This window comes from Pseudomonas yangonensis (genome assembly GCF_009932725.1).
In the GTDB taxonomy this organism is placed as follows: Bacteria; Pseudomonadota; Gammaproteobacteria; order Pseudomonadales; family Pseudomonadaceae; genus Aquipseudomonas; species Aquipseudomonas yangonensis.
The window spans coordinates 1-331 of record NZ_BLJU01000279.1 but is presented as its reverse complement, the minus strand read 5'-3'; the positions used below and the strand labels follow the sequence as shown (position 1 = coordinate 331).

Below are 331 nucleotides of genomic sequence, written 5' to 3'. Positions count from 1 at the left end.
GTTTCGGTATCGCTGTCGTTGTCGACGTTCTTCTCGAAGTAGTAGGCCGGCACGTCGTGGCCGCCGATCTTGCCGGCGGTGTACTGGCCGCGCACGGTCTTGTCCTGTACGTCGAGGCCGCTGATGGGCTTGAGTGCTTCGAGAATCTTCACCTTCTCGTTGCGCACCGCTTCGGCGTCGAAGCGCACAGGCGCTTCCATGGCCACCAGGCAGAGCAACTGCAGCAGGTGGTTCTGGATCATGTCGCGCATGGCGCCGGCCTTGTCGTAGTAGGCGCCGCGGTTTTCCACGCCGAGGGTTTCGCACACGCTGATCTGTACGTGGTCGATAT

General features: G+C 61.6%; 1 pseudogene. It reads right to left on the bottom strand.

Annotated features, from left to right (window positions below):
* A pseudogene (locus GYB81_RS24325) lies at window positions 1–331 on the bottom strand (glucose-6-phosphate dehydrogenase); the annotation flags it as partial.